Origin of the sequence: Bradyrhizobium sp. BRP56, from assembly GCF_020194035.1 — a bacterium.
GTDB lineage: Bacteria > Pseudomonadota > Alphaproteobacteria > Rhizobiales > Xanthobacteraceae > Bradyrhizobium > Bradyrhizobium australafricanum.
In genome coordinates this window covers 1-15580 of record NZ_JADYVV010000112.1, presented here as the reverse complement: position 1 = coordinate 15580, position 15580 = coordinate 1, and the positions used below count along the sequence as shown (strand labels likewise).

Annotated in this window: 13 protein-coding genes; 7 read left to right on the top strand and 6 right to left on the bottom strand. The window is 64.9% G+C overall.

Going from position 1 to position 15580, the window contains the following annotated elements:
* The first annotated feature begins 272 nt into the window (after nt 1–272).
* Nucleotides 273–905, top strand: coding sequence for an aspartate/glutamate racemase family protein (locus I6F38_RS41615; RefSeq protein ID WP_225164469.1), 633 nt, complete (start codon nt 273–275; stop codon nt 903–905).
* Nucleotides 906–1074: 169 nt separating this feature from the next.
* On the opposite strand, the gene I6F38_RS41610 is transcribed toward I6F38_RS41615, so the two are convergent.
* Nucleotides 1075–2409: an MFS transporter gene (locus I6F38_RS41610; protein ID WP_225164468.1), complete on the bottom strand. Its 1335-nt coding sequence runs from the start codon at nt 2407–2409 to the stop codon at nt 1075–1077.
* A gap of 282 nt (nt 2410–2691) precedes the next feature.
* Here I6F38_RS41610 and I6F38_RS41605 point away from each other — a divergent pair, with 282 nt between their 5' ends.
* The gene (locus I6F38_RS41605; protein ID WP_225164467.1) at nt 2692–3939 is read left to right on the top strand and encodes a multidrug effflux MFS transporter; all 1248 of its coding nucleotides are present in this window, start codon (nt 2692–2694) and stop codon (nt 3937–3939) included.
* Nucleotides 3940–4263: 324 nt separating this feature from the next.
* Here the strand turns inward: I6F38_RS41605 and I6F38_RS41600 are convergent, their stop codons facing one another.
* A complete protein-coding gene (locus I6F38_RS41600) occupies nt 4264–4692 on the bottom strand; it encodes a DUF983 domain-containing protein (protein WP_229190956.1) in 429 nt (142 codons plus the stop codon).
* Nucleotides 4693–4787: 95 nt separating this feature from the next.
* Between I6F38_RS41600 and I6F38_RS41595 the strand changes: the two genes are divergently transcribed.
* Both I6F38_RS41595 and I6F38_RS41590 read left to right on the top strand, forming a co-directional pair.
* Complete coding sequence (locus tag I6F38_RS41595) at nt 4788–6164, top strand: PLP-dependent aminotransferase family protein (RefSeq protein ID WP_225164465.1); 1377 nt, start codon at nt 4788–4790, stop codon at nt 6162–6164.
* A 164-nt stretch (nt 6165–6328) separates the two neighbouring features.
* Nucleotides 6329–7570: a serine hydrolase domain-containing protein gene (locus tag I6F38_RS41590; protein ID WP_225164464.1), complete on the top strand. Its 1242-nt coding sequence runs from the start codon at nt 6329–6331 to the stop codon at nt 7568–7570.
* Between the two features lie 109 nt (nt 7571–7679).
* Here the strand turns inward: I6F38_RS41590 and I6F38_RS44145 are convergent, their stop codons facing one another.
* Nucleotides 7680–7808: a hypothetical protein gene (locus tag I6F38_RS44145; protein WP_276573542.1), complete on the bottom strand. Its 129-nt coding sequence runs from the start codon at nt 7806–7808 to the stop codon at nt 7680–7682.
* Between the two features lie 262 nt (nt 7809–8070).
* On the opposite strand from I6F38_RS44145, the gene I6F38_RS41585 reads away from it, so the two are divergent.
* On the top strand, nt 8071–9066 hold the full coding sequence (locus I6F38_RS41585) for a hypothetical protein (RefSeq protein WP_225164463.1): 996 nt from the start codon (nt 8071–8073) through the stop codon (nt 9064–9066).
* A 498-nt stretch (nt 9067–9564) separates the two neighbouring features.
* Here I6F38_RS41585 and I6F38_RS41580 read toward each other — a convergent pair whose 3' ends face one another.
* A complete protein-coding gene (locus tag I6F38_RS41580) occupies nt 9565–10797 on the bottom strand; it encodes a rhodanese-like domain-containing protein (protein ID WP_225164462.1) in 1233 nt (410 codons plus the stop codon).
* Between the two features lie 247 nt (nt 10798–11044).
* On the opposite strand from I6F38_RS41580, the gene glgC reads away from it, so the two are divergent.
* Together glgC and glgA are read left to right on the top strand one after the other, a co-directional pair.
* A complete protein-coding gene (gene glgC / locus I6F38_RS41575; RefSeq protein WP_092083855.1) occupies nt 11045–12307 on the top strand; it encodes a glucose-1-phosphate adenylyltransferase in 1263 nt (420 codons plus the stop codon).
* On the top strand, nt 12304–13758 hold the full coding sequence (glgA, locus tag I6F38_RS41570) for a glycogen synthase GlgA (RefSeq protein ID WP_225164461.1): 1455 nt from the start codon (nt 12304–12306) through the stop codon (nt 13756–13758). The genes glgC and glgA overlap by 4 nt, the downstream gene beginning before the upstream one ends.
* A gap of 65 nt (nt 13759–13823) precedes the next feature.
* On the opposite strand, the gene I6F38_RS41565 is transcribed toward glgA, so the two are convergent.
* Together I6F38_RS41565 and I6F38_RS41560 are read right to left on the bottom strand one after the other, a co-directional pair.
* Entirely contained in the window at nt 13824–14138 is a 315-nt protein-coding gene (locus tag I6F38_RS41565; RefSeq protein WP_225164460.1) for a hypothetical protein, read from the bottom strand.
* Nucleotides 14139–14269: 131 nt separating this feature from the next.
* Nucleotides 14270–15400 carry a serine hydrolase gene (locus I6F38_RS41560; protein ID WP_225164459.1) on the bottom strand — a complete coding sequence of 377 codons (1131 nt, stop codon included), beginning with the start codon at nt 15398–15400 and terminating at the stop codon, nt 14270–14272.
* Between the last annotated feature and the right edge of the window lie 180 nt (nt 15401–15580).

Here is a 15580-nt window from a genome sequence, read left to right as displayed (position 1 = left end):
TGTTCACCCGTCGAGCACTCGCCACCATCGACCAGCCTCCGCCCATCAATCCCAGCCACCGCAAATGCAGAACATCCCCAAACCAGATGGAGTTCTGCTATGGATGACGTTCCCCGGACAGCCCTGCGCCTGCGGGGAGAGGTCGGATTGCGAAGCAATCCGGGTGAGGGGGAGCCTCCGCATACCCTCCTCTCACCTGTTACGACGATAGAGCCCCTCACCCCAGCCCTCTCCCCGCGAAAGAGCGGGGAGAGGGAGAGCAAGAAACATCGATGCGCATCACGCTGATTCACGCCCTGAAGCACTCGATCGTGCCGATCGAAGCATCGTTCGCACGGCATTGGCCGGAGGCGCGGCTGATGAATCTGCTCGACGACAGCCTGTCGGCCGACCTCGCGCGCGACGGCAAGCTCGCCGAGCGGATGACCGAGCGCTTCCTGACCATGGGCCGCTATGCGGCAAGCACCGGCGCCAACGGCATTCTCTTCACCTGCTCGGCGTTCGGGCCGTGCATCGAGGCGGTGGCGCGCGAACACGCGCCGATGCCGGTGCTGAAGCCGAACGAGGCGATGATCGAGCAGGCGGTGGCGAAGGGCAAGCGGATCGGCCTGCTCTCGACCTTTCCGCCGACGCTGGTCTCGATGCCGCCGGAATTTCCGTCACAGGTCACGCTGGTGCCGAAGCTTGCCGAGGGCGCGCTGGCGGCGCTCGACCGCGGCGACCGCGCCGAGCATGACCGCATCGTTGTCGAGGCGTCGAGAGACCTCGCCGACTGCGATCTGATCGCGCTCGCGCAGTACAGCATGGCGCCGGCGGCCGAGCGCGTCGCCGAAGTCACCGGCCGCGAGGTGCTGACGACACCTGATAGCGCGGTGCTGAAGCTAAAGGCGATGCTGGGGGTTTGATCTCCGTCATTGCGAGCCACCCGGTCGGCGCGAAGCGCCGCCGGATGACAGGCTCCGCCAAGCAATCCATTTCACCGTATACGTGGATCGATGGATTGCTTCGTCGCTTCAGCGCAAAATTGCTTCGCAATTTTGTCGCGAGCTCCTCGCAATGACACAAGGTCGCGGCTCACGCCCCCGCGTCGTGCACGTTCAGATCGACGCCTTGCGGATCCCTGATCGTCGACACCGTGATCAGCGAGATCAGCGACAGCACCGCGATGTAGACGCCGACGCGCCAGGACTGGCCGTAGGTGCCGATGATCCATTGCGCGATCATCGGCGCGAAGGCGCCGCCGAAAATGGCGCCGAGCGCATAGCCGATCGAGACGCCGGAATAGCGCACCTTGGCCGGAAACAGCTCGGCATAGAGCGCCGCCTGCGGGCCGTAGGACAGGCCGAGCGCAACCGTGAGCCCGACGGCGCTGACGAAGAACAGCAAGAGGTTCTTGCTGTCGATCAGGAACCACATCGGCACCGCCCACAGCACCATCAGGGTGTAGCCGATCTGGAAGCAGCGCACGCGGCCGATTTTGTCGCCGAGGATACCGCCGAGCAGCGTGAAGATGAACCAGCTTACTGCAGCGAGCGTGCCGATCAGCAGTAGCTGCTCGGACGGCATCTTCAGTGTATTGGCGCCGTAGCTGATGATGAACGCGATCAGGATGTAGCCGGCCGCATTGTTGGCCATGAAGATCAGCGCGGTGCGCAAAATCTCCTTGCTGTGATTGCGCATCAGCTCCTTGAGCGGCGCAGAGGATTCCTTGTGCCGGCGCTGCATCGCCTGGAACACCGGAGACTCTTCGACCGTGCGGCGGATCACGATGCCGACGACGATCAGCACGATCGACAGTAGGAACGGAATCCGCCAGCCCCATTCGATCATCGCCTGCTTGCCAAGCGTCGCGGTGAGCACCCACAGCACGCCGGTCGCCAGGATCATGCCGAGCGGCGTGCCGATCTGCGGGAACGAGCCGAAGAAGCTGCGCTTGTCGACGGGCGCCGATTCCACCGCCATCAGCGCCGCGCCGCCCCACTCGCCGCCGGCCGAGAAGCCTTGCAAGATGCGCAGGAGAATGAGGAGTGCCGGCGCCCAGGCACCGATCTGTGCGTAGGTCGGCAGCAGGCCGACCAGCGCGGTCGCCGCCCCCATCAACAACAGCGTGACGACGAGCATGTTCTTGCGCCCGAAGCGGTCGCCGAGATGGCCGCAGACGATGGCCCCTAACGGGCGGAACAGGAATGAGAGGCCGAGCGTCGCGAACGAGACGATCTGCGCCAGCAGCGGATTGTTCGCGTTCATCGGCGCGAAGAACAGCGCGCCGAACACCAGGCCCGCCGCCTGGGCGTAAACGAAGAAGTCGTACCACTCGATGGTGGTGCCGACGAGCGTTGCGGTGAGGACCTTGCGCTCCTCATCCGACAGTTCAGCGCCGCGCGACCGCGCGGACATTTCGATGGACATGTCGCCTCCCCAAAACCCGTTCTTGAACCTGTTCTTGGCCGCGCGGGCGTGGTCGGCGGCGATGCGCCTGCCCCGCACGGATACTGGGCCCGGGATTAGCAGAGCTTTCCGCCTGGCACGAGCAAAATAGTTGCATCCGCAACGATATTCGGCGAATTGTGCTTTTGGTCCCGGTTCCCGACCCCGCTACCTCGACCGCCATCGGCGGGCAGCTATCCCGAAACGCCGATTGTGCATCGCAGCAAGATCGCTACGATGCGAGGATTCCCAAGAGGTTGCTAAGTGTCTGACATCAATGCCGATGCCTGGGTTTCCTCAGGCCACCGCCCGATGGGCTTTCCCGAATTCGTCGTCGTCATCGCCTCGATCATGGCGCTGAACCCGCTGGCGATGGACATGATGCTGCCGGCGCTGCCGAACATCCGTTCCGCGTTCCAGATCGCCGACGCCAACCGTCCGCAGATGGTGCTGTCGATCTTCCTGGTCGGCTTCGGCGTCGGCCAGTTCGTGATGGGCCCGCTGTCGGACCGCTTCGGCCGCCGCCCGGTGCTGCTCGGCGGCATGACGGTCTACACCATCGCCGGCCTGCTCGCGATCATGGCGCCCTCGTTCGAGACGCTGCTGTTGGCGCGCGCGCTGCAAGGGCTCGGCACCGCGGCAACCCGCGTGATCGCGACCTCGATCGTGCGCGACTGCTACGCCGGACGGCGGATGGCGAGCGTGATGTCGCTTGCGATGATGGTGTTCATCGCAGTCCCCGTGATCGCGCCGTCATTCGGCCAGGCGGTGATGCTGCTGACGCATTGGCGCGGCATCTTCGTGCTGCTGATGATCTACGGCGTGATCGCGCTGGCCTGGAGCGCGATGCGGATGCCGGAAACGCTGCCGCTGGAATTGCGCAAGTCGCTGGCGATCCCGGAGGTCTTGTCCGCGTTTCGCCAGACCGTCACCAATCGCCAGACGCTCGGCTATGCGCTCGCTGCCGGCGGCGTGCAGGGCTCGCTGTTTGCCTTCGTGTTCTCCTCGCAGCAGATCTTCACCGAGATCCTCAAGCTCGGGCATTACTTCCCGGTCGCCTTTGCGGCCTGCGCGGTCGGCGTCGCGATCGCCGGCTTCCTCAATTCGCGTATCGTCGGCCGCATCGGAATGCGCGTGATCTCGCACGCCGCGCTGACCGGCTTTGCCGTCGTCGCAGGCGCCCTGCTGCTGGCGGTGAAGACCGACACGCTGTCGCTGCCGCTGTTCATGGTGCTGTCGGGCCTGATGATGTTCGCGTTCGGGCTGATGATGGCGAATTTCACCGCGCTCGCGATGGAGCCGCAGGGCAAGATCGCCGGCACTGCGTCATCGCTGTACGGCACGATCACGACGCTGCTCGGGATCGGCGTCGGCACCAGGATCGGCCAGGATTACAACGGCACGCTGGCGCCGTTCGCGACCGGCTTCTTCCTCTGCACGCTGGCCGCGCTCGCCATCGTCTTGGTGACGGAGAAGGGCCGGATGTTCCGGCCGCATTATCATCCGATTTGATTGATCCGTAGCCCGGATGCAGCGCAGCGCAATCCGGGATTCTTCGTGCGGGCGACAGGATCCCGGAGTGCGCGGAGCTTGTCATCGGGCGCGCGTTCGCGCGACCCGTTGGCTCCATCCGGGCTACAATTCTGACTGGTTGCATCACTGTAGCCCGCATGAGCGGAGAGATATGCGGGGCAACTGTTCCCGGATGTCGCTTCGCTCAACCGGGCTACAATTCTGACTGGTTGCACCACTGTAGCCCGCATGAGCACAGCGATATGCGGGGCCACTGTTCCCGGATGTCGCTTCGCTCATCCGGGCTACGATTCTGAGATCGCGTCAGGCTTCGCGAGTCCGTCCGACGCTGCTTTGCGCCCGGGCGGGCGCCACCGCACGCCGTCGGGTCGCCGCGAATCCCTCCATCCCCAGCTGCCACTGCAGGCCCACGATCGCGCCCTTGGTCGGCTGCAGCAGCGCGAGCGCGCTGAACAGCGTGAACGGCAGCCAGATCGCCAGTTGCAGCCAGGCCGGCGGCGCGTAGTTCATCTCGAGCCACAGCAGCGCCGGCACCACGACGTGGCCGACCACGACGATGACGAGATAGGCCGGGAAATCGTCGGCGCGCTGCGGGGTGAAGTCCTCGCTGCAGACCTCACAGTGATCGGCGACCTTGAGAAAACGGCCGAACAGATGGCCGCGCCCGCAGTTCGGGCACTTCATCGTGAAGCCGCGCCACATCGCCTTTGGCAGGGAAACCGTCTCGGTCATCGTCGTTTTCCTTTGGCCGTTGTCCTTGACCTGATCTGATGATCCATACAATATGCCTCCTAGAGCATACAATCAAAGACAAAGCGCCGGATTGCATGGATTGGATCCCTACGGTTTCGGAATGGCACGGCCCGATGTTCCTGCGCATCGTCGATGCGCTCGCCGCCGATATCGCGAGCGGCCGGCTGGTGCGCGGCCAGCGGCTGCCGACCCATCGCGCGCTGGCCTCGGCGCTCGATATCGATCTGACCACGGTGACTCGCGCCTATGGCGAGGCGCGGCGGCGCGGACTGCTCGACGCCCGTGTCGGCCAGGGTACGTTCGTCTCGGAGACCACCGCGCGCGCCACCTCCGACCTGCCTGCGCCCGTCAACATCGACCTGTCGATGAACCTGCCGCCGCAGCCGGTCGAGGCCAATCTCGACCTGCGCATCGCGCAGGGACTTGCGACCATCCGCTCCGAGACCGGGTTCTCCGCCTATCTCGGCTACACGCGTCCGGGCGGCACCACTGAGGAGCGCGAGGCCGGCGCCGCGTGGCTCGCGCCGCGGGTGCCGCAGGCGGCGGCCGACCGCATCGTGATCTATCCGGGTTCGCAGGCGATCATCTTCAACGCGCTGCTGGCGCTGACATCGCCGGGCGATGTCGTGGTGACAGAGGCGTTGACCTTTCCCGGCATCAAGGCCGCGGCGGCGCGGCTTGATGTCCGCCTGGTCGGGGTTGCGATGGACGCCGAGGGCGCGCGGCCCGAGGCGCTCGACGAGGCCTGCCGCAAGCACAAGCCGAAGGCGGTCTATCTGGTGCCGACGCAGCAAAACCCGACCACGGCGACGATGAGCGCGATCAGACGCAAGGCGATCGCCGATATCATCAGCAAGCGCGGCTGCGTCCTGATCGAAGACGACGTCTACGGGCCGCTCGAACCGCAGATGGCGCCGATCGCAACCCTGATTCCGGAGCGCACCTACTACGCCGCGAGCATCGCAAAATGCATCGCGCCCGCCCTGCGCGTCGCCTATCTCCTGGCGCCCGATGCCGCCGCCGAGCAGCGCATGCGCGCCGGCATGCAGGCCACCATGCAGATGCCGCCATCGCTGATGGTCGCGCTGGTCACGCAATGGCTGCGTTCCGGCGTCGCCGCCGACATCATCCGCGCCATCCGAAACGAGGCGGCGGCGCGCCAGCAGCTTGCGACCCGCTTCCTCAAAGGCGTCAGCTATGCGGCGCGGCCGGCGAGCCACCATCTCTGGATGCCGCTGCCGAAGCATTTCGACGGCACCGACCTGTTGTCGCATCTGATGCGCAACGGCCTCGCCGTGGTCGGCGAAGACGCCTTTGCGGCGGGCGATGCCGCGCCGCGCGGCCTGCGCGTGTCGCTGGGTGCGGCACGCAACCGCGCCGAACTGAGCCAGGCGCTGCAGGTGTTGTCGAATGCGGTGCGCACGCCCGTCGGCGCTACCCAAATCGTATAATTCCGGCGATCGCCGGGAATAAACTCGCTCCAAAATGATTATGGTGCGCGGGAGCGCGCGCCGCTAAAACTCTGCGCTCAGGGCATCAGGCAGGGGCAGGCTATTCAATGTCGTGCGGGTATGATCGGGCAGTCCACCGTGCTGTGCTGTCGCTTCGCGGAGCAGTGACCGCGATCGGTTGTCTTGCAGTTGTCATATCAGGCGCGGCGCGCGCCTCCGATGCCCCTGCCCCGGTGCCGGAAAAACTCGAACGCATCACCGCATTCTTTGACAACGAGGTTGCGACAGGAAAAATTCCGGGCGCAGTCATCCTGATCCAGCAGCACGGCAAGCCGGTCTATCTGAAGACCTTCGGCTATCGCGACGTAACGACCAAGTCGCCGATGCGGCCGGACACGATGTTCGCGCTGCATTCGATGACCAAGCCGATCACCAACACCGCCGCGATGATGCTGGTCGACGAGGGCAAGCTGTCGCCGCAGGACCCGCTGTCGAAATACATTCCGGCCTTCGCCGACGTGAAGGTCGCCATCGAACCGGACGGTGGAAACGATCCGGCCAAGGTTGAGCTGGTGCCGCCGATCCGGCCGGTGACCATTGAAGATATCATGCGGCACACTTCGGGCATCACCTACGAATATATCGGTGCCGACTGGATCCAAAAGATCTACCGCGCAGGACATCTGTTCGACGGCAAGTTCGACAACAAGGAATTCGTGGCGCGGCTGGCCAAGCTGCCGCTGTCGCGACAGCCCGGCACGCTGTGGCGCTACGGTCATTCCACCGACGTGCTCGGCCGGGTGATCGAGATAGTCTCGGGCAAGACGCTCTATCAGTTCGAGAAGGAGCGCCTGTTCGATCCCCTGAAGATGAACGACACCAGATACGTGCTCGATGCGGAGACCGAACGGACAAGGCTCGCCGAGCCGCTGCCCTCGGACACCATCCTGATCGAGGGCGAGAACGACCGGCGCGCTCATCCGGAGTGGGAATCCGGCGGCGGCGGCCTGGTATCGACCATCCTCGATTATGCGCGCTTCGCGCAGATGCTGCTCAACGGCGGCGAGCTGGACGGCAAGCGCTATCTCAGCCCCGCAGCCTTCAAGACCATGACGACGGACCATATCGGGCCGGGCTCCGGCGTGGGCCGCGACTATTGGTACTTCCCCGGCGACGGCTTCGGCTATGGCTACGGCATCGCCGTGCGCACCGATCCCGGCATCACCAAGCCGCCGCCGCCCGGCTCGATCGGCGAATTGAAATGGGACAGCGGCAGCGGAACCTATTTCGGCGTCGATCCCAAGCTCGACATGATCTACATCATGCTCGAGCAGACCCAGAACGAGCGCCAGCGCATTACGCCCGCGTTCCGCAAGCTGGTCTACGACGCGTTCAGCCCGGATTGAGCTCCCACCGTCATTGCGAGCGCAGCGAAGCAATCCATGTCTCCGCATGGGGATAGATGGATTGCTTCGTCGCTTGCGCTCCTCGCAATGACGCGGAAACCTTCCCGCCTTACGACTTGCGCCGAACCGGTTCCTGCCTGCGCCGTGCTGCGGCCGCGATCAGGCTCGCGGTGCATTCGTCGCAGACGAACGAACACCCGTCCGTAAACAGGCCGATCCGTGCATCGAGGCCGATCATCGTCGACGATCCCCTCGATAATGCCACCGCAGCACACGCATTGGTGGCGCGACGCCAATTCCCGTTCCATGACGCGCTCTCCAGCCGTCGCAGCTTCCTCTCCGCTGCTTCCCTCACGCTATATACTATCGTATATATCGCGACGACAAGGCAGGCGGGTGAACAATCCGGTCGGGAACCCTGCAGACAACAACCATCGACCGGAGACGATCGCCAAGAAAATCCTGCCTGGTCCAACCAGGTTCATTGAGGAAACGCGATCATGATAAAGAACAATGGCGACGCGGGACGTCCGCGCGCAACGGGAGAACTGCTCAAGATCCGCCGCGCATCGCTAGCGGCCATCATCCTTGCGCTCGGTGCGGCCGGCGCAGTGCGCGCCGAAACAGCTGCGGTCGGCGTTCCCGACAAGAGTTTTCCGGAGAGCGTGACCTCGACCTCCGACGGGACGCTCTACGTCGGCAGCTTCAACCATGGCGGCGTGACGAAGATCTCGGGCGGCAAGGCCGAGCAGCTGGTCAAGCCGGGCGCCGCCGACAGCCGCTCGACGCTGGGCGTGCTCGCCGACGAGAAGAGCGGCACGCTCTATGTCTGCTCCAACGACATTAGCGCTATGGGCGTGGCGGGGCCGAGCGACACCAAGGGCGCCTGGCTGAAAACCTTCGATCTCAAGAGCGGCACGCCGAAGGGCAGCTTTGCCTTGAGCGATCCGAAATCGTTCTGCAACGACATCGTGGTCGGGGCCGACGGCACCGCCTATGTGAGCGATTCCTTTGCGCCGTTCGTCTACAGCCTGAAACCCGGCAGCACGGCGCTGGCGACGTTCGCGACCGATCCGCAGCTCGCGCCCGCCAAGGACGGCGTCGGGCTCGACGGCATCGCGATCGGCGCCGACGGCAATCTTTACGTCACCACCTTCATTCCGGCAAAACTGTTCAAGATCGAGATGAAGGACGGCAAGGCCGGCGCCGTGACCGAGCTGAAGCCGTCGCGGCCGTTCGACCACGCCGACGCGTTGCGGGCGCATGGCGGCGGCTTCCTGCTGATCGAGGGCAACGGCAAGCTCGACAAGGTCACGGTGAAGGGCAGCGAGGCTACCATCGACACCATCAAGGATGGTCTCGCCGAGCCGGTCTCGGTGACGCAGGTCGGCGATGTCGGCTGGGTCGCCGAGGGCAAGCTGTCCTACGTGATCGGCGACAACAAGGGCAAGGACCCCGGTCCGTTCAAGCTGACGCCGATCGCGCTGCCGAAGTAGCGGCGGGCATATCTAGCGGCGTCATTGCGAGGAGCGATAGCGACGAAGCAATCCATCTGGCCGAGCATTCGGTAGCGATGGATTGCTTCGCTGAGCCTGTCATCCGGCGGCGCTTCGCGCCGACCGGGTGGCTCGCAATGACGGGGATGGGCCGCGGCCCTTCGCCTCAAGCACTGCGGTCTCTGGAATACTGTCATCACCCGCATGCGCAGGTTATGACACCGCGTGGTGTGACGCCTTATCGAGAAGCATCCTCATCGTCGTCCCTGCCTGGTGCGCAATTGCGCACCAGGCAGGGACGACGTGTTTGGAGGAGCCGCCGACTCACATCACGATTTCTGAATAATGGAAAAGCACCACTGATTTGCCCGACGAGTCAAGTTGCCGTGTCCGCCAGCAGCCACCGGCGCCTTTGCATGGGGTTGTTTTCGATATTTTGGCAGTGCGCCCCTGCGTCTCGGCACCGATACGGTCGCCCCGCCGTCACCACATCATCCCTCAGATCACATAGAACCCGTGCGTGCCGTCGCGGCGCAGCTGCTCGACGAGGCCGTACTCCCAATCGAGATAGGCCTGCATCGCCTTTTCCGCGACGCCGGTGCCTTCATAGGGGCGCCGGTAGCGGTGCGCGGGATCGGGCCGCGGCACGATGCGCGGCGGGCCGACTTCGAGCCGGCCGTCATAGCCGCCGTCGAGCACATAGACCTCCCAGCCCATCTGCGCGAGCCAGGACGCCGTCATGTCGGCGCGGATGCTTTTGTCGTCGCTCAGCACGATGCGCGCGCCGCGCACGGGAGCGGCCATGTCGATTTCCTGCACCAGTTGGCCGCCGGCATAGTGACGGAAGCCGGCAAGGTGACCGGCCGCGTAATCCTCGGCATCGCGCACGTCGAAGCGATACAGCGTACGGTGCGCGTCCTCGTCCAGCGCGGCGAGTTCATCGATCCCGATGTGACGGACGCCGGCGCGATAGGCGACGTCGCGCGCATTGTCGCCAGCGCCCTTGAACGGACCGATGCCGCCGCGCTTGCTGGCGCCGTGCTCGAGATCGTGCTTCGCCAGCGTCCAGCCGATCGTGCCGTTGCGCAGCGCCCGCACCTTGTTGGGCAGTCCGGCATTGATCAGCGACTGCGTGCCGATGATCGAGCGGGTGCGGCCGGCGCAGTTGACGATGATGGTGGTGTCGGGATCCGGCGCCGCGCCGCCGGCGCGCAGCACCAGCTCGGCGCCGGGCACGCTGACCGAGCCCGGGATGTTCATGGTGGCATATTCGTCGAAGCGGCGGACATCGAGGATCGCGATGTTGGCCTTGTCCGAGATCAGCGCGGCGACCTCGTCGGCGCTCAGCGACGGCGTGTGCCTGCGCGACTCGACCAGCTCGCCGAACGCCTTGGCGTAGGAATTGACGTCCTCGAACACCTCGTAACCGGCCGCCTTCCAGCCCTGCAAGCCACCGGCGAGCGCGGCCACATTGCCATAGCCCAGCGCCATCAACTGCTCGGCGGCGGCAGCGACCAGCCCCTCGCCATTGTCATAAAGGACGATCGGCACGTCCTTGCGCGGCAATCGCAGCTCGGCTTCGAGCGCGATCCGGCCGGCCGCCATGTTGGCGGCAAACAGCGGATGGCCGGTGGCGAATTCCGCCTCATGCCTGACGTCGAGCAGCGCGATCTCCCGGCGCAGCAGCAGCGTTGCGCGGACGTCCTGAGGCGTGACGGAAGCAAGTGTCATGGAATGCTGGCCTGACAGAAGAAAACGGCAGGCTTGCTCTAGGCCGAAATCACGCCTCGTCAATAGCTTTAACCGGCCCGCAACCCCGATCTTCACGAGCGGGGGTCCGGGGAACGAAAGCCCGCCATCCCGCTTTGCTCAACCGGGATGCACTTGCTACGTTCCCAATCGGCCCCGTTGGCGCCCGATCAGGCCTTCCGGACAAGAGAAGGTAGCGGGGCCAGCCTGAAGTCCTGGGAGGATGACCATGAGATCCGTCGGAAATGAACCCTTGTCGCGTCACGCGCTCGCCTTCGTGCTGGCCGGCGGACGCGGCAGCAGACTTCAGGAGCTCACCGACAAGCGCGCCAAGCCCGCGGTCTATTTCGGCGGCAAGTCGCGCATCATCGATTTCGCGCTATCCAATGCGGTGAATTCGGGCATCCGCCGCATCGCGGTGGCGACCCAGTACAAGGCGCACAGCCTGATCCGGCATCTGCAAGGCGGCTGGAACTTCTTCCGGCCGGAGCGAAACGAGAGTTTCGACATCCTGCCCGCAAGCCAGCGCGTCTCCGAAACGATGTGGTATGTCGGCACGGCCGACGCGGTCTACCAGAACATCGACATCCTCGAAGCGCACGGCACCAAGTACATCCTGGTGCTCGCCGGCGACCACGTCTACAAGATGGATTACGAGATCATGCTGAAGCAGCATGTCGAAAGCGGCGCCGATGTCACGGTCGGCTGCCTTGAAATGCCGCGGGCTGAATCCAGCGCCTTCGGCATCATGCATATCGACGAGACCGGCCTGATCCAGTCCTTCCTCGAGAAACCCGCCGATCCGCCGCCGATGCCCGGCAAGCCCGACAAGTCGCTGGCCAGCATGGGCATCTATGTCTTCAATTCGGAATTCCTGTTCGACGAGTTGCGCCGCGATGCCGTTGACCCGAACTCGGCCCACGATTTCGGCAAGGACATCATCCCCTATATCGTGAAGCACGGCCGGGCGATCGCGCATCAGTTCAACGATTCCTGCGTCCGCTCCGGCGACGATCCCCGCTCCTACTGGCGCGATGCCGGCACCGTCGATGCCTATTGGGGCGCCAATATCGATCTCACCGACGTGGTGCCCGAGCTCGACCTCTACGATCGATCATGGCCGATCTGGACCTATGCCGAGATCACCCCGCCTGCCAAGTTCGTGCATGACGAGGACGGACGGCGCGGCCAGGCGGTGACCTCGCTGGTCTCCGGCGCCTGCATCATCTCGGGCGCGTCGCTGCGCCGCTCCCTGCTGTTCACCGGCGTGCACGTCAATTCCTACGCCAACATCGAGAATGCGGTGATCATGCCCTATGTCAATGTCGGCCGCGGAGCGCGGCTCCGAAACGTCGTGATCGATCGCGGGGTGAGGATTCCGGAAGGGCTCGTGGTCGGCGAGGATCCCGAATTCGACGGCAAGCGCTTCCGCACCACCGAGAACGGGATCACGCTGATCACGCAGTCGATGATCGACAGGCTGGGGACATGACGCCCATCCGCGTCCTCGCAGTCGCCTCTGAAGTCTACCCGATCGTCAAGACCGGCGGCCTCGCCGACGTGGTCGGCGCGCTGCCGGCGGCGCTGAAGCAGCACGGCGTCACGACGCGGACGCTGGTGCCCGGCTATCCCGACGTGCTCAAGGCGCTGGCCGCGGCGGAGACGCTGCTGCACTGGCCGGAATTCTACGGCGGGCCGATCCGCGTGCTGGGCGGCACGCATGATGGCCTCGATCTGTTCGCGCTCGACGCACCGCATCTCTATGCGCGGCCCGGCAATCCCTATGTCGGCCCGGACGGACGCGACTGGCCGGACAACGGCATCCGCTTTGCCGCGCTGTCGCGGATGGCGGCGGAGATCGGCCAGGGCGCGATCACCCCCTTCGTCCCCGACATCGTGCATGCGCATGACTGGCAGGCGGGCCTCGCACCCGCCCTCCTGCATTATGCCGGGCAACCGCGGCCCGGCACGGTGATGACCGTGCACAACCTCGCCTATCAGGGCCAGTTCTCGCCGGACATGCTTGCCGCGTTCGGCCTGCCGGGCGAATCCTACGCGCTCCACGGCGTCGAATATTACGGCACCATCAGCCTGTTGAAGGCCGGCCTGCAATTCGCCGACCGCATCACCACGGTGTCGCCGACCTATGCGCGGGAGATTCAAAGCGACGAGGGCGGCATGGGGCTCGGCGGCCTCTTGCGCGAACGCGCCGACGTGCTGAGCGGCATCCTCAACGGCATCGACATATCGGTGTGGAATCCGGCCACCGATCCCGACATCGCGGCGCGCTTCAGCGCCGAGCAGCCGGCGGAGCGCGCGGCGAACAAGGCGGCGCTGCAGCGGCGCTTCGGGCTCGATCCGGCGCCGGATGCGATGCTGCTCGGCGTCATCAGCCGGCTGTCATGGCAGAAGGGCCTCGACCTGCTGCTCGAGAACATTCCGACGCTGCTCGGCGAAGGCATTCAGCTTGCGCTGCTCGGCAGCGGCGATCGCGACCTGCAGGATCGCTACGCCGCGCTGGCGCGCGACAATCCCGGACGGATCGCGGTCGTGATCGGCTACGACGAGGCGCTGGCGCATCTGATCCAGGCCGGCGCGGACGCGCTCGCGGTGCCGTCGCGCTTCGAGCCGTGCGGCCTCACCCAGCTGTGCGCGCTGCGCTACGGCGCGGTCCCTGTTGTCGCCAATGTCGGTGGCCTTGCCGACACCGTGCTCGACTTCGACGAAGTCGCGATCACCGGCGATGCGCCGACCGGCGTCAAGTTCGCACCCGTCACCTCGGATGCGCTCGCCCATGGCTTGCGCAAGGCAAACCTGCTGTTCAACGACAAGGTGACGTGGCGCCGGCTGCAGCAGGCCGGCATGGCCACCGATGTCTCCTGGCACAATCGCGCCGGCCGCTACGCCGCGCTCTATCGCGAGCTCGCGACGACGCGGCGCTAGAGCACGATCCCGGCAAGTGCCAAGCGGTTTTCCCGCGACAGAACGCGAAGCGTTTTGCGCCGCGATCAGTTCAGCAGATCGCAGGACGCGATGCGGTTGATGTCGGCGAGGCGCCGGTCGGGATTTCCCTTGAGATCAAGGCTTGCGACGAGATCGAGCAACCGGCCATAGGCGCGGTCGGCGACCGCGACGGGCAGCGGCTCCTCGTCGAAGGTCTCGACGTAATTGCCGACGAGGCCGCTCAGCAGCCGGCAAACGCCGCGTTGCTCCGGGTCGTCCTTGCTCAGACTCTCGAGCTTTTGCTGGAAGGTCCTGAAGGTTCGCAACCCATGGGGCTGTTGCGAAAGCCAATTGTGCAAATCAGGATACAGATCGGTCATATCAGCCTCTTCAAAATGGAGAAGAAGCTACCGGCTTATACAGCCGATCACGGTTCCGCGCCATCGCGATTTTTGCATGCATCCCCTGCCCTGCCGCGCAGGCCGTGTCATTGGACTGGCATGTCCTGCGACTAGAGTCGCGCGAGGGCCGGCAAGATCCTGTAGCGCGCGATCTCGTGCGGATAGTCGCCGCGATTGGCGAGCAGCACGATGCCGAGTCTGCGCGCCGGCACCAGGCCGACATAGGCTGAGGCGTTATTGAGACCGCCCGGCTTGTCGATCACGGTGACGCCGTCCAGCCGCACATGCTCCCATGCCATCGCCTGGCCGAACTTCTCGTCGACGCGAAAACTCTCCCGCTCGGTCATCTGCAACGCCGCGCGCAATTCGGGATCGACCACCGCGCCGTCGAGGCAGGCGCCCAGCAATATGCCGAGATCGCGCGCCGATGAGAATATCTGGCCGGTGCCTGGAAAATCGTAATAGCGCTGCTGATTGCCCGGCGGACCGATCGCCGTGCCGTCGTGGGAGTAGCCCTGAACCACACGCTGCATCATCTCGGGCGCCATCCTCGCGCGGTTGTCCTCGCTACGGTCTGGAACGAAGGTCGACGTCATTCCGAGCGGCTTGAGGATACGGCTCCCGATCAACGTCGCGATCGGCATGTCATAGCGCCGCTCCAGCACCAGCTGCAGCAGGACATAGCCGGCATGGCTGTAGATGCGCTGCTTGCCCGGCTGCTCTCCTGCCGGCGGCGTCCATGCATTGAGCATCGCGATGAACTGATCACGGCTGAAGGTCCCGACCGGCCATGGCGGATGATCGGTCGGCAGCAGCAGCCCCGACGTATGATTGACGAGCTCGCCGATGGTGACGCGGCTGACGTAGTCGCCGTTGAGCTCGGGCAGATACTTGCCGACCGGATCGTCCAGCCGCAATTCGCCACGCTCCGTGCCGAGCGCGACCAGCGTCGCCTCGAACAGCTTGCGCAACGAAGCGAGATTGAACAGCGTGTCCGGGGTGACCGGCCGCTTCGCCGCGGCGTCAGCGAAACCGTAATTGAAGAAGGCGACCCGCCCGCCGGCATAGACCGCCGCGGCGAGGCCGCCCGGGTCGGCCGCAGTCGCGGTCGGCGCGAGTTCCGTCGTGACGATGTCCCTGATCTGCGCGTCCATGTCGGAATCCGCGCGCGCTACCCCAAGCACGCTACCAGCGACCACGAACAGGACGGCCGCGATCCGGACGGTGAGCCATTGTCTCATGATGAACGAAATCGGGACGATGTTGCGATGCGACCTGCAGACTAGTCTGTTCAGTCGTCCGTGAAGAAGGACTAAGCCACTGATCGGGAATCTCGATTTGGGCTAAGGGGCATTTCCAGATTGCAAGGTTTTGATGCTTTGGGCGTCAGAACCTTGCGATTTGGTTTTCGTGGATTCCCT

Excerpts from the sequence above, each read along its gene's own strand:
- I6F38_RS44145 (WP_276573542.1), bottom strand. The coding sequence starts at position 7,808 with ATGATCGGCCTCGATGCACGGATCGGCCTGTTTACGGACGGGTGTTCG.
- I6F38_RS41580 (WP_225164462.1), bottom strand. The coding sequence starts at position 10,797 with ATGACACTTGCTTCCGTCACGCCTCAGGACGTCCGCGCAACGCTGCTG.
- glgC (WP_092083855.1), top strand. The coding sequence starts at position 11,045 with ATGAGATCCGTCGGAAATGAACCCTTGTCGCGTCACGCGCTCGCCTTC.
- I6F38_RS41615 (WP_225164469.1), top strand. The coding sequence starts at position 273 with ATGCGCATCACGCTGATTCACGCCCTGAAGCACTCGATCGTGCCGATC.
- I6F38_RS41565 (WP_225164460.1), bottom strand. The coding sequence starts at position 14,138 with ATGACCGATCTGTATCCTGATTTGCACAATTGGCTTTCGCAACAGCCC.
- I6F38_RS41560 (WP_225164459.1), bottom strand. The coding sequence starts at position 15,400 with ATGAGACAATGGCTCACCGTCCGGATCGCGGCCGTCCTGTTCGTGGTC.
- I6F38_RS41595 (WP_225164465.1), top strand. The coding sequence starts at position 4,788 with ATGGATTGGATCCCTACGGTTTCGGAATGGCACGGCCCGATGTTCCTG.
- I6F38_RS41610 (WP_225164468.1), bottom strand. The coding sequence starts at position 2,409 with ATGTCCATCGAAATGTCCGCGCGGTCGCGCGGCGCTGAACTGTCGGAT.
- I6F38_RS41600 (WP_229190956.1), bottom strand. The coding sequence starts at position 4,692 with ATGACCGAGACGGTTTCCCTGCCAAAGGCGATGTGGCGCGGCTTCACG.
- I6F38_RS41585 (WP_225164463.1), top strand. The coding sequence starts at position 8,071 with ATGATAAAGAACAATGGCGACGCGGGACGTCCGCGCGCAACGGGAGAA.
- glgA (WP_225164461.1), top strand. The coding sequence starts at position 12,304 with ATGACGCCCATCCGCGTCCTCGCAGTCGCCTCTGAAGTCTACCCGATC.